Origin of the sequence: Ralstonia psammae, from assembly GCF_958405935.1 — a bacterium.
In the GTDB taxonomy this organism is placed as follows: Bacteria; Pseudomonadota; Gammaproteobacteria; order Burkholderiales; family Burkholderiaceae; genus Ralstonia; species Ralstonia psammae.
In genome coordinates, this window is the sequence record NZ_CATZBU010000018.1 from 42,973 (window position 1) to 54,964 (window position 11,992).

Genomic DNA, 11,992 nt, shown 5'->3' on the forward strand with positions numbered 1-11,992 from the left:
CTCGTCACCAGCGGGGCAGCGCAAGTTGCGTGCCCGCGGCGGGCAATTCCGAACGTCGACGCGGATTGTCGTGCGACGAGGGATGGGAAGAATACCACCGCGAGGGATCGCTGTTTTTTGCTGCGCACCATTGTTCGAAGTGAGATGTCGATGAAGATTGCCGTACTGGACGACTACCAAGACGCTGTTCGCAAGCTGGATTGCTTCAGCCTGCTGCAGGACCACGAAGTCAAAGTGTTCAACAACACCGTCAAAGGAGTGGGGCAATTGGCCGCACGCGTGGCGGACGTTGAAGCCATCGTGCTGATCCGGGAGCGCACGCGTGTGACGCGTCAGCTGCTCGATCGCCTGCCCAAACTCAAGATCATCAGCCAGACTGGTCGCGTATCGCGCGATTCGGGCAGCCATATCGACCTGGATGCCTGCACCGACAAGGGTGTGGTCGTGCTGGAGGGCAAGGGCTCACCGGTGGCGCCGGCCGAGCTGACCTGGGCGCTGGTGATGGCCGCGCAGCGCCGCATTCCGCAGTATGTGGCGAGCCTCAAGCACGGCGCGTGGCAGCAGTCGGGGCTGAAATCCACGACGATGCCGCCCAACTTTGGCATTGGCCGCGTTCTGAAGGGCCAGACGCTGGGCATCTTCGGCTACGGCAAGATCGGCCAGCTCGTGGCCGGCTACGGCCGCGCTTTCGGCATGAATGTGCTGGTGTGGGGCCGCGAGGGCTCGCAGGAACGCGCGCGCGCCGATGGCTTTACCGTGGCGGAATCGAAGGACGCGCTGTTCGAGCAGTCCGACGTGCTGTCCGTCCACCTGCGCCTGAACGACGAAACGCGCGGCATCGTGACGGTGACCGACCTCACGCGCATGAAGCCGACCGCCCTCTTCGTCAATACGAGCCGTGCCGAGCTGGTGGAAGAAAACGGCCTGGTGACGTCGCTCAACCGCGGCCGCCCGGGCATGGCTGCCATCGACGTGTTCGAAACAGAGCCCATCCTGCAGGGCCACACGCTGCTGCGCATGGAGAACTGCATCTGCACGCCGCACATCGGCTATGTCGAACGCGAAGGCTACGAGCTGTACTTCAGCATCGCGTTCCAGAACATCCTCGATGTCCTGCAGGGCAACGTCGACAGCGTGGTCAATCCGACGGCGCTGGCGCCCGCGCTGATCCGCGCGTAACGCCAGTCGTTCTGCCCGTCGTTTCCGTCAATCAAGCCGCGGTGCGTAGCTGCGGCTGATTGGCGCCCGCGCCGTCAAAACGGAAGCTGTCCATCGCCAGCGATCCGTACGTCACCGTATCGACCACGTGCTGGGCCTGCACGCCGCCCGGCGTAGCCTGGCTCGGCTGGCCCATGGCCGCACCCAGTGCCACGTAAAGCGGCATGAGGTGTTCATCGGTCGGGTGGGCGTGGGCGGCATTCGGGGCTTGCGCGCGGTAATCGCAGAATTGGGTGAAATCACCGCTGCGGATGCCGTCGGTCATGGTCTCGATCATCCACTCGCGGAAGGCCGTCACCCAAGGCTCCACCGGCACGCCGTGCTGCGCCATGCCGGGGCCGCGCATCAGCGCGCGCAGGTTGTGCGTGAAGCTGCCGGAGCCGACGATGAGCACGCCCTCGTCGCGCAGCGGCGCGAGCGTGCGCCCCATCGCCATCTGGCACGCCGGCGACAGGCCTGGCATCAACGACACCTGCACCACGGGAATCTTCGCCTCCGGAAACATCAGCATTAGCGGCACCCAGGCGCCGTGGTCAAGCGGCTGGCGCGGGTCAAGCACGGTGGAGGCCTGTTCTTCCAGCCCAGGGACGATATTGCCGTCGATCAGCGCGCGGATGCGCTCGGCCAAGTCCGGCGCGCCTGGCGGCGCGTATTCCAAGGCGTAGAGCTGCGGCGGGAAACCGCCGAAGTCATGCCAGGCTTCCTGATGGGCGCGGGCAGTGACGGCCGGCCGGCGCGTCATCCAGTGCGGCGAAACCACGACAATGGCGCGCGGCTTGAGGGCAGCCATCTCTTGCCCGAGCGCTGCCAGCATCTTGCCGACAGGGCCCGGATCGGCCGCCAGCATGGGCGACCCATGGGACAGATAGAGCACGGGGAGCATGTCAAATTTCCTGAAGAATATGCCTGACATTCTGCGCCGACGCCGCGCCAGTAACGTGCATGGATTTGCAGTGCGGGATCAGGAAAATTGAATGAGTGCGCTTACATGCCCAGCAATTCCTCGGCCACCGTCGGATGCAGGCCGACGGTCGTATGCAGATGCTTGAGTCGTACCCCCATGCGCACGGCCACCGCGAGCGCCTGGATGATCTCCGGCGCCGCGTTGTCGACGATGTGCGCGCCGAGCACGCGTCCGCTGCGCGCGTTGCACACCAGCTTGATCAGCGATTCCATGCCCGAGCCCGCAAAGCGCTGCTCCAGCGATACAAAGCGGTGGATGATCACATCAATGCGGTCGGCGAGGGCGCGCTTATCGGTGTCTGGTCCGCGTTTGCCCAATTCGGGCCAGCGCGTGCGGGCGTCCGCCTCGGTCAGGCCCACGCTGGCGATGGCCGGATCGCAGAACACGGCCATCGGCACGGTGTTCATGTCGGGCAGCTTCATGCCTTTGCCGAACAGGCGTTCGGCCACGTAGCGGCCCTGGGCGGCGGCCACGGGCGTCAATTGCAGCGGGCTGCCGCCGCAGATGTCGCCCACCGCATGCACGCCGCGGGCGCGTGTGCGGAAGTGGCGGTCGACCGCAATGCGTCCGTGCGCGTCGAGCGTGACGCCCGCGGCGTCCAGGCCCAGGCCCGCGATGTTCGGGGCGCGGCCGATGGCGCTCAGCACACGCTGGGCGCGCAGCACTCGGGGAACGTCGCTGCCGTGGGTGCAAGCGTAGACGGCCACGCCGCCGCCGTTCACGGCATCGCGTTCAACGCGGACCACATCGGCGTTCAGGATCAGGTCGACGCCGCAGTTGGCCAGCGACTGCGCGGCGGCTTCGGCCACCGTGGCATCAAATTCCGGCAGCACGCGCGCATCGCGCGTCAGCACGGTGACCCGCACGCCAAAGCGCGCCAGCGTGGACGCCATCTCCACCGCAATGACGCCGCCGCCCGTGATGATGAGCGATGCCGGAAGCGTGTCCCAGAGGAATACGTCGTCGGAGGTGCAGGCCAGTTCGGCGCCGGGTGCGGGAAGCGGCGTGGGGTGGGCGCCGGCGGCCAGCACGATCTGGCGCGCGCGCAACGTGGTCTTGCCGGTATCGGTTTGCAGGCGGACGATGCCGCGGCCGCGCAGCGAGGCCATGCCGCTCAGCCACTGCACGCCGGCATCGGCCAGGTGGGCGAAATGCGTTTCGTGCAGCCGCGCGACTTCTGCGCGCGTGCGGGCGATCGCATCGGCCCAGGCATCGGCGGCGGGCGCGGTGCGCAAGCAACGCGCCATCGTCTGCGACCAGGCGGCGCCGTAGCCGAGCAGTTTCTTGGGCACGCACCCGCGATTGACGCAGGTGCCGCCCACTTGCGCGCGGTCGATCAGCAGCGTGCGCGCGCCCAGTTGCGCAGATCGGCGCGCGGCCGCGAGCCCGGCCGAACCGGCGCCGATCACGATCAGGTCAAACGCATGTGCAGGGTTTGCGGGCATGAGGTGTCCGTCGAAGAAGCATCGGCCGGACGACCTTGGCGGCACGCCGGCGGGCGCGCCATGTGCAGCAAGCGGAGCGCCCGCCGCCTGTCTTGGAGGAGGTGGTTACGCAGCCACCGCCGTGGCGAACCCGCGTGGAAGTTCGCGCAGGAAGGTTTCGCCGTCATGACGGCCGAGCGCATAGGCGTCGCGCATGGCGCCCGGGCGAGTGTAATCCCAGCTCGAAATGGGGACCTTGCGCGAGGGCTGAACGTAAAAGCGGCGCTGCACGCCGTCGGCCACCTGCACATCCATGCGGAAATACGTGGGGCGCGGGTACAGGCGCGTGACCAGCACCAGCGCGTCGCCGGGTGTAGCGTCCAGCGCGTGCACGGGCACGTTGTCGACCATGCCGCCGTCGAGAACCGGCCGCCCACCGCGTCGCAGCACCGGCGTAAACGGCGGAGTGGACGCCGATTGCAGCAGAAGATCCGCCAGGTCCTCGGGCGTGGCGCAATCCTGCGCGCGCACGATCTCCGGCGTGAAGCCGAGGCGTTTGCCCAGCGTCGGGTGCAGCGTCTTGCGAACGTGCTTTTCGATGTTGTAGGCGATCAGCCCCGCCGCCACCGCAGAGCGTGCGCCCAGCCAGCGCGGGATATGCGCCACGCCGATGCGGATTTCAGGCGCCTGCGCCAGCCGCCCGAAGCGGCCTTCGCCGAAGACCGTCAGCAGCGCCGTGCGGTACATGCCGTAGTGCGGGAACACACGCTCGCCGCGCAGCAGGTTGCCCCAATGGGCGTTGCGGGTGTTCTGGCGCAGGGCCTCACCGTAGTAATCCATCAGGTCGGCGGAATTCCAGGTATGCAGCATGCACGCCGTCGACGCACCCGCCGAGATGCCGGCAATCACGCGCGGCGCCAGGCCCAGTTCGGGCTGCACGACGTCCCACCAGCCGGCCTGCCACCAGCACCGGTTGCCGCCGCCGGCAAAGACGATCTGATCGAACGCGGGCGTGCTCATGCCGAGGCCTCGGTACGGGCCGCAGTGGCCGCCGCCGGCTCCAGGCGCAGCGACGGCGCGTATTTGAGGGTGTCGATGCACGCATCCAGCAGGCGTTCGCGCTTGGTGGCGAGGCTGGAGGCGTCCGGATAGAAGAGGTAATCGCCCATGATGCCGTTGAACGTGGCATGGAAATGCGCCACGGCCAGGGGGATGTCGAGGTCGGCCGGCAACTGTCCGCGCCGCGTCGCCTGCTCGATGATGCTCGTCAGATGGGTCATGCCCTCCTCAAACGATTCTTGCTGGCGCTTGAGGATGGGGCTCGTGTCTTCCACGAACTCGCACTTGTTGAACATGATCTCGAAGACCTTGCGCCAGTGCGCATCCTCCACGAGTTGCCGCAGCAGGAAGTTGCCCACGGTGCGCAGTTCACCCAGCGGGTCATCGGCCTCCACCCCCAACGGGGTGCACATGGTCTCCATCGGCAGTTTCACCCGCTCGCACATGGCGGCGAACACGTCGGTCTTGTTGCGGAAGTGCCAGTAGATGGCGCCGCGCGTCACGCCTGCGGCCTGGGCGATATCCGATAACGATGTGCGTGCCACGCCGCGCGCATAGAACACGTCTTCCGCCGCATCCAGAATGCGGTTACGTGTTTCCAGTGCTTCTTCCTTCGTTCGTCTGACCATGATCTTCCAGAGGAACGCCGGGGCACCTCCTGCCGGCGTTCTTTCGATTGGCTTTTGTGCAACGCACAATTTCCGGCAACGCACTATTGCGTTCCGCACAACGCGGCAGCAGGCCTGTTGGCTGACAATGCTTGTCGCAGCGCGGTATCCGCAGCATCTTTGCTGAGTCTCCGTCATTGCTACGAACTCCGGAAAGGTGTCAACGGAGTCCCTATTCTTCAATGGCGTGACTTACATACATACGCGAACGTATCTATAATAGCGCGCACTCCGTCGCTTGCCCATGGCCGTATGCGCCACATTCGTGCGGGCACGTGATCTGGGGCCGTCTTTGTGTCTGTCGGCTGCCAGGTTCGGAAATCGACTGCCGATCGCTCCTGCGTCTTAGCATTCTGGTCCGAGTTGTTGCGAGTTCGTCGCAAAGGCCATATCGCGTGCCGCCAGATGCGGCTAGCATCGGACGTTTTCGTTTTGTATTTTTTGGTTTCGCTGACGGTCTGCCGGCGTCGCACTCGTTTGCGCAGCGCTGCGGCACCCGGCATTCCGCTTATCGCACATGGGGTCATCTATGACGAACACCCGCCGTTATCACCAACTCGCTGCCGCCGCATTTTTGGTGGCGGCACTTGCAGCCTGCGGCAACAAGCAGGCACAAGGGCCGGGCGGCGCCGGCATGCCTCCGACCGAAGTCGGCGTTGTGACGGTGCAGCCGCACTCCGTTGGGTTGACCAGCGAGTTGCCGGGCCGCCTGGAGGCCACGCGTGTGGCGCAGGTGCGCGCGCGGGTTGCGGGCATCGTGCTCAAGCGTACCTACGCTGAAGGCAGCGACGTGAAGGCCGGCCAGCCGTTGTTCCAGATCGATCCGGCGCAGTATCAGGCGTCGCTCGACAGCGCCAAGGCACAGCTGGCACGTTCGGAAGCCACGCAAACGCAGGCGCAACTGAAGGCCGAGCGCTACAAGCCGCTGGTTGCCACCAACGCCATCAGCAAACAGGACTACGACGACGCCACTGCCGCCGCCAAGCAAGCCACCGCTGACGTGGCCGCCGCCCGCGCTGCTGTGGAAACCGCCAAGCTGAACGTGGGCTACGCCAGCGTGACTTCGCCCATCTCCGGCCGTGCCGGTCTGGCGCAGGTTACCGAAGGCGCGCTGGTGGGCCAGGGCGAAGCGACGCTGCTGACGACCGTGCAGCAGATCGACCCGATCTACCTGACCTTCACGCAGTCGAGCACCGAAGTGCTGCGTCTGCAGCAAGCGCTCAAGGCCGGCAAGCTGGCCAAGGCCGGTGGGGATGCGGCCAAGGTCACGCTCGTGACCGAAGACGGCCGTGCCTATGCACAACCGGGCAAGCTGTACTTCTCCGACCTGACGGTGGACCCGGCCACGGGCACGATCACGCTGCGCGCGATTGTCCCGAACGCTGATCGCACGCTGCTGCCGGGCATGTACGTGCGTGCCCGCCTGGAGCAGGCCGTGGACGAGCAGGCCATCACGGTGCCGCAGCAAGCAGTGTCGCGCAGCCCCGACGGCGCTTCGGTCATGGTGGTCGACGAAAAGGGCATGGCTGCCGTGCGCCAGGTCCAGGCCGATCGCTCGACCGGTACGGAATGGATTGTCTCCAGCGGCCTGAAGGCCGGCGACAAGGTGATCGTCGACGGCCTGCAGAAGGTCCATCCGGGCGCACCGGTCAAGGCCGTGCCGTGGCAGCCGATGGTGGCAGGCCAGGGCAAGGCCCCGCAGGGTCAGGGTGGCCAGGGTAGCGGCGCAGCACCCGCACCGGCAGCCAGCGCCCCTGCTGCAAGCACTCCCGCTGCCAGCGCACCGGCAGCCAAGCAGTAAACAAGGAGCCATCGCATGGCAAAGTTTTTTATCGATCGCCCGGTCTTTGCCTGGGTGCTCGCGCTGTTCATCATCCTTGCCGGGGCGATTTCGATCACCCAGCTGCCGATCTCGCAGTACCCGACCATTGCACCGCCGTCCGTCATCATCACGGCAACGTATCCGGGTGCAAATGCGAAGACGCTGGACGAGTCCGTCACCAGCATCATCGAGCAGGAAATGAACGGTGCGGACGGCCTGCTCTATATGGAGTCGGTCAGCCAGGGCGGTAACGGCCAAGCAACCATCACCGTGACGTTCAAGGCCGGTACCGATCCGGCGTTGGCGCAGGTGGACGTGCAGAACCGCCTGAAGCGCGTGGAGGCGCGTCTGCCCTCGCAGGTGACGCAGCAGGGTGTGCAGGTCGACAAGGCCCGCTCGAACTTCCTGCTGTTTGCCACGCTGGCATCCACCGACGGCAAGATGGACCCGGTGGCCCTGGGTGATTACATCTCGCGCAACGTGCTGAACGAAATCAAGCGCGTGCCGGGCGTCGGCCAGGCGGTGCTGTTCGGTACGGAGCGCGCCATGCGCGTCTGGATCGATCCGGCCAAGCTGGTCGGCTACAAGCTGACCCCGACGGACGTCTATAACGCCATCCGCGCACAGAACTCGCTGGTCTCGGCCGGTACGATCGGCGATCTGCCGTCTGTCTCCGATCAGCCGCTCGCGGCAACGGTCGTGGTGGAAGGTCAGATGACGACCACCGAGCAGTTCGGCAACATCGTGCTGGTCTCCAAGCCCGATGGTTCGCTGGTGCGCGTGAAGGACGTCGCGCGCCTGGAGCTGGGCGGCCAGACCTACTCGACGTCTGCGCGGATCAACGGCCAGCCGATCTCGGCCATTGGTGTGCAGCTCTCGCCCACGGGTAACGCGCTGGGCACCGCCAAGGCCGTGAAGGCCAAGCTGGAAGAGCTGTCCAAATACTTCCCGGCGGGTGTGGAATACAAGGTGCCGTACGACACCTCGAAGTTCGTCCAGATCTCGATCGAGGAAGTGGTCAAGACGCTGTTCGAGGCCATGGTGCTGGTGTTCCTGGTGATGCTGCTGTTCCTGCAGAACATCCGCTACACGCTGGTGCCGTCGATCGTGGTGCCGATCTCGCTGCTGGGCGCGTTTGCCGTCATGAACGCGATGGGCTTTTCGATCAACGTGCTGACGATGTTCGGCCTCGTGCTGGCGATCGGTATTCTCGTTGACGATGCCATCGTGGTGGTGGAAAACGTCGAGCGGATCATGGCCGAAGAAGGCCTGCCCCCGCGCGAAGCGACCCGCAAGGCCATGGGCCAGATCACGGGCGCCATCATCGGTATTACGCTGGTGCTGATGGCCGTGTTCATCCCGATGGCGTTCTTCTCGGGCTCGGTGGGCGCGATCTACCGCCAGTTCTCGCTGTCGATGGTGTCGTCGATCTTCTTCTCGGCACTCATGGCGCTGACGCTCACGCCGGCACTGTGCTCGACGCTGCTCAAGCCGATCGAGAAGGGTTCACACCACGAGAAGAAGGGTTTCTTCGGCTGGTTCAACCGCATGTTCAGCAGTACCACGACGCATTACCAAAGCTTTGTGGCCAAGATGCTTCAGAAGACCTTCCGCTACATGGTCATCTACGGTGCGCTGATCGCCGCGGTGGTGTTCCTGTTCCTGCGCTTGCCGTCTTCGTTCCTGCCGACCGAAGACCAGGGCTACATCGTGACCAACATCCAGTTGCCGCCCGGTGCATCGGCCAACCGCACGCTGGAAGTGATCAAGCAGGTCGAGAACTACTACAAGCAGGATAAGGCCGTCGAAAACATCGTGGCCGTGCAGGGCTTCAGCTTCTCGGGTAACGGCCCGAACGCCGGTATCGTGTTCACCCCGCTCAAGGATTGGAGCGAGCGTAAGGGCAAGGATCAAACCGCTGATGCTGTGGCCGGCCGTGCCTTCGGTGCGCTGTTCGGTGGCATTCGCGATGCCATCGTGTTCCCGCTGAACCCGCCGCCGATTCCTGAACTGGGCAACGCCACCGGCTTTACCTTCCGCCTGCAGGATCGTGCTGGCCTGGGACATGACGCTCTGATCGCAGCCCGCAATCAACTGATGGGGATGGCGGCGCAAAGCAAGGTCATTACGGGCATGCGCCCGGAAGGTCTGGAAGATTCGCCGCAGTACCAGGTGGATATCGATCGCGAGAAGGCCAACGCGCTGGGCGTGACGTTCTCCGACATCAACGCCGTGCTGTCGACGGCGCTGGGGTCTGCGTACGCCAACGACTTCCCGAACTACGGTCGTCAGCAGCGTGTGATCGTGCAAGCGGACAAGATCAACCGCATGCAGCCCGAAGACATCATGAACCTGTACGTGCGCAACGGGCAGGGCAACATGGTGCCGATGTCGACCTTTGCGAAGGGCCACTGGATCGTTGGGCCGGTGCAACTCGTGCGCTACAACGGCTATCCGGCTGTTCGCCTTTCGGGTGCGGCCGCGCCGGGTGCCAGCTCGGGTGACGCCATGGCCGAGATGGAGCGTTTGGCGGCCAAGCTGCCGGCTGGTATCGGCTACGAGTGGACGGGCCAGTCGCTGCAGGAAAAGGCCTCGGGCTCGCAGGCGCCGGCACTGTACGCGCTGTCGCTGCTGGCGGTGTTCCTGGTGCTGGCTGCGCTGTATGAGAGCTGGTCGATTCCGGCGGCGGTGATTCTGGTGGTGCCGCTGGGTGTGCTCGGCGCACTGCTGGGCGTGACGCTGCGCGCGATGCCGGATGACGTGTACTTCAAGGTTGGCCTGATTGCGGTGGTGGGGCTGTCCGCCAAGAACGCGATTCTGATCATCGAATTCGCGAAGGACTTGCAGGCGCAAGGCAAGGGCCTGATCGAAGCGACACTGGAAGCGGTGCACCTGCGGTTCCGCCCGATCATCATGACGTCGTTCGCCTTCATCCTGGGCGTGCTGCCGCTGGCGATTGCCACCGGTGCCAGCTCCGCCAGCCAACGCGCCATCGGTACCGGCGTGATGGGCGGGATGATCACCGCGACGGTGCTGGCCGTGGTGCTGGTGCCTGTGTTCTTCGTGGTGGTCCGCCGCATCTTCAAGGGCAGCGAGCGTCAACGTCGCCTGGATGCCGCGCACCGTCCGCTGGACGAGGAAATCTGAACATGCAGAAAACGATGACCTTTCGAACCCCTGCGCTGCTGCCGGCGCTCCTGCTGGCCGCTGGCGTGCTGTCGGGCTGCTCGCTGGCGCCGAGGTATGAGCGCCCGGATGCTCCGGTAACCAGCACCTATCCGCAGGCACCGGCCGGCTATGCCGTGCCGGCAGACTCCGCCAAGCCTGGCGAGAATGCGCCCCGCGCGATCGAACTGGGCTGGCGCGAGTTCTTTCCCGATGCGCGCTTGCAAAAGCTGATCGGCCTGGCGCTGGAGAACAACCGCGACCTGCGCGTGGCCATGCTCAACGTCGAGGCGGCGCGTGCGCAGTACCGCCTGCAGATCGCCGACCTGCTGCCGCCGGTGAACGCATCTGCCACGTACACGCGTAGCCACACGCCGCCGTCGATCTCGACGACCGGCGGTGACATCTACACCAAGCAGTACCAGCTTGGCGTGGGCATCAGCAACTACCAGGTGAACCTGTTCAGCGTGGGCGACGTCACGTCGTCTGCACGTGCGAGCTATCTGGCGACGGACGAAGGCCGGCGTGCAGCGCAGATCAGCCTGATCTCGCAGGTGGCCAAGGCCTACCTGAACGAGCGCGCCTATGCCGAGCAGTTGGACCTGGCACAGCAGACCCTGAAGGGCCGCGAGGACTACTACAAGCTGGCCAAGCAGCGCTTCGACGTTGGCGCTTCGTCGGCGCTGGACCTGCGCCAGACCGAGACGCTGGTGGAGTCGGCCCGCGTGTCGGTGGCTCAGCTCACGCGCCAGTACGCCCAAGCGACCAACGCCCTGGTGCTGCTGGTCGGGGCCCCGCTGCCGGCCGACCTGCCTGCGCCGACCACGGTGTCGTCGGAAAAGATCGTGGCCGACATTCCGCCGGGCGTGCCGTCGGAGCTGCTGGAGCAGCGCCCGGACATTCGCCAGGCCGAGCAGAAGCTGATTGCCGCCAACGCCAACATTGGCGTGGCACGTGCCGCGTTCTTCCCCAGTATCGGACTGACGTCGAATATCGGTACGGCAAGCACGGCGCTGCACGATCTCTTCAAGAGCGGAACGGGGCTGTGGTCGTTCGTGCCGAACCTGACGCTGCCGATCTTCAACTGGGGCACCAACATCTTCAACCTGGACTTGACCAAGACCAACCAGAAGATTGCGGTTGCCAACTACGAGAAGACGATCCAGACCGCGTTCAGGGAAGTGTCCGACGCCCTCGTGGCGCGCGGCACCCTGGAAGAGCAGGTGGCGGCGCAGAAGCGCTTCCGCGATGCCACGGCCGATCGCCTGACGTTGTCTGATCAGCGCTATCGCAACGGCGTGTCGAGCTTCCTCGATGTGCTCGATGCGCAGCGCGATCTGTTCGGCGCGGACCAGACGCTGGTGCAGACGCGCCTGGCTCGCCTGACCAACGCCATCGATCTGTACACGGCGCTGGGCGGCGGCTTGCAGGAGCACAGCACCACCGTAGCCGCACAGCAGGCTCAGCCGACGGCTGCGCCGGGCGTTGCCCCCGCCACGCAGGACATGACGCCGCAGCAATCGAAGTAAGCCGCGTGTCTGCGCGCTCGAAAGCCCGCCTTGTTCAGGCGGGCTTTTTTTTGGTTCTTCGAAGAATTCCGTGGGCCGAATCTCCACATTCCGTATGCTGGCGCCGACAAGGGCAAGTGTTCGGAGGCGGAATGCTGGATCGC

Annotated in this window: 8 protein-coding genes; 4 read left to right on the forward strand and 4 right to left on the reverse strand. The window is 65.3% G+C overall.

Annotation, left to right across the window (positions count from 1 at the left end; translation table 11 throughout):
• Positions 1-150: 150 nt before the first annotated feature.
• A complete protein-coding gene (locus tag R2N16_RS23385; RefSeq protein WP_316669089.1) occupies positions 151-1,179 on the forward strand; it encodes a D-2-hydroxyacid dehydrogenase family protein in 1,029 nt (342 codons plus the stop codon).
• 31 nt (positions 1,180-1,210) lie between these two features.
• Here the strand turns inward: R2N16_RS23385 and R2N16_RS23390 are convergent, their stop codons facing one another.
• From R2N16_RS23390 to R2N16_RS23405, 4 genes are all read right to left on the reverse strand, one after another.
• Entirely contained in the window at positions 1,211-2,101 is an 891-nt protein-coding gene (locus R2N16_RS23390; RefSeq protein ID WP_316669091.1) for a DODA-type extradiol aromatic ring-opening family dioxygenase, read from the reverse strand.
• A gap of 101 nt (positions 2,102-2,202) precedes the next feature.
• Positions 2,203-3,627 (reverse strand): dihydrolipoyl dehydrogenase family protein, encoded by a 1,425-nt coding sequence (locus R2N16_RS23395; protein ID WP_316669093.1) that lies wholly within the window; start codon positions 3,625-3,627, stop codon positions 2,203-2,205.
• Positions 3,628-3,732: 105 nt separating this feature from the next.
• Positions 3,733-4,626, reverse strand: coding sequence for a patatin-like phospholipase family protein (locus R2N16_RS23400; RefSeq protein WP_316669094.1), 894 nt, complete (start codon positions 4,624-4,626; stop codon positions 3,733-3,735).
• Entirely contained in the window at positions 4,623-5,294 is a 672-nt protein-coding gene (locus tag R2N16_RS23405; RefSeq protein ID WP_316669097.1) for a TetR family transcriptional regulator, read from the reverse strand. Before R2N16_RS23405 ends, R2N16_RS23400 begins: the two co-directional genes overlap by 4 nt.
• Positions 5,295-5,862: 568 nt before the next feature.
• On the opposite strand from R2N16_RS23405, the gene R2N16_RS23410 reads away from it, so the two are divergent.
• From R2N16_RS23410 to R2N16_RS23420, 3 genes are read left to right on the forward strand one after another with little or no spacing between them, the layout of a single operon-like run.
• A complete protein-coding gene (locus tag R2N16_RS23410; protein WP_316669099.1) occupies positions 5,863-7,134 on the forward strand; it encodes an efflux RND transporter periplasmic adaptor subunit in 1,272 nt (423 codons plus the stop codon).
• Positions 7,135-7,149: 15 nt separating this feature from the next.
• Positions 7,150-10,302, forward strand: a complete 3,153-nt coding sequence (locus R2N16_RS23415; RefSeq protein ID WP_316669101.1) for an efflux RND transporter permease subunit — start codon at positions 7,150-7,152, stop codon at positions 10,300-10,302.
• Positions 10,303-10,304: 2 nt separating this feature from the next.
• Complete coding sequence (locus tag R2N16_RS23420; RefSeq protein ID WP_316669103.1) at positions 10,305-11,849, forward strand: efflux transporter outer membrane subunit; 1,545 nt, start codon at positions 10,305-10,307, stop codon at positions 11,847-11,849.
• The last annotated feature ends 143 nt before the right edge of the window (positions 11,850-11,992 follow it).

What these genes read in the sequence shown, in the direction of transcription:
- R2N16_RS23405 (WP_316669097.1), bottom strand. Translation starts at nt 5,294, where the DNA reads ATGGTCAGACGAACGAAGGAAGAAGCACTGGAAACACGTAACCGCATT.
- R2N16_RS23420 (WP_316669103.1), top strand. Translation starts at nt 10,305, where the DNA reads ATGCAGAAAACGATGACCTTTCGAACCCCTGCGCTGCTGCCGGCGCTC.
- R2N16_RS23390 (WP_316669091.1), bottom strand. Translation starts at nt 2,101, where the DNA reads ATGCTCCCCGTGCTCTATCTGTCCCATGGGTCGCCCATGCTGGCGGCC.
- R2N16_RS23395 (WP_316669093.1), bottom strand. Translation starts at nt 3,627, where the DNA reads ATGCCCGCAAACCCTGCACATGCGTTTGACCTGATCGTGATCGGCGCC.
- R2N16_RS23415 (WP_316669101.1), top strand. Translation starts at nt 7,150, where the DNA reads ATGGCAAAGTTTTTTATCGATCGCCCGGTCTTTGCCTGGGTGCTCGCG.
- R2N16_RS23385 (WP_316669089.1), top strand. Translation starts at nt 151, where the DNA reads ATGAAGATTGCCGTACTGGACGACTACCAAGACGCTGTTCGCAAGCTG.
- R2N16_RS23410 (WP_316669099.1), top strand. Translation starts at nt 5,863, where the DNA reads ATGACGAACACCCGCCGTTATCACCAACTCGCTGCCGCCGCATTTTTG.
- R2N16_RS23400 (WP_316669094.1), bottom strand. Translation starts at nt 4,626, where the DNA reads ATGAGCACGCCCGCGTTCGATCAGATCGTCTTTGCCGGCGGCGGCAAC.